The organism is Aeromonas sp. QDB11, assembly GCF_027705265.1.
GTDB classification, from domain to species: domain Bacteria; phylum Pseudomonadota; class Gammaproteobacteria; order Enterobacterales; family Aeromonadaceae; genus Aeromonas; species Aeromonas allosaccharophila.
Window position 1 is genome coordinate 1 of the sequence record NZ_JAPDBM010000229.1, and the last position, 645, is coordinate 645.

At 51.0% G+C, this 645-nt stretch carries 1 pseudogene; it reads right to left on the reverse strand.

Going from position 1 to position 645, the window contains the following annotated elements:
- Window positions 1-544 (reverse strand): annotated as a pseudogene (locus OKC40_RS22805) (IS4-like element ISApu2 family transposase); the annotation flags it as partial.
- Between the last annotated feature and the right edge of the window lie 101 nt (window positions 545-645).

The window sequence follows — 645 nt, forward strand, 5'->3', positions numbered from 1 at the left end:
CGGCCGGAAGATGCTTGCGCTCCGATTCGGTATCCGCCGTGATACTCATCGATATCGGCGACTGGTCCAGCAAGGACATGGTCATATGACACTCTACCGCAGCGGGGCTGTGCTTATTGAATCGGCCCGGGAAATGTTCTGCCAATTGCGGATGTAACGCGAATGACGACCCGTCCTGCAGCAGTACCTGCTCAAAGCCTGCCAGTCCGTGGGCGTCCGGTAGACACTCCTTGAGGCGTAAGGCGATGGCTCGTTCAACCAGTGCGCGCATGAACAAGGGAAAACCCTGCTTGCGTAACTGGTTGTGAAAGGGTTTATACGCTATTTGGTCAGTATCATGGAGCTGCAACGCATTGAAATGGCGATGCAAACCAGCAATACCATCCACCTTGTCGCAACCAAGCCCTGAGAGCAGAGCCGGGAGTAGTCTCGCAGGCTGGATATCCCGGAGTCGCTGACAAAAACCGGTAAATTTACCGATCCGGTTGAGTTCAGAAGAGCTAAGAAGTTGCTTGAGGTACTGGGTTGCATTGATAATAGTCATGGCTTCGGGCGTGTCGGTTTTTTTTTGCGATTAAATCAGATCACAAACGAAGCCTTTTTTCTATCTATTTCAATTGGTTGTAGCTAAAGATCCTGTACATG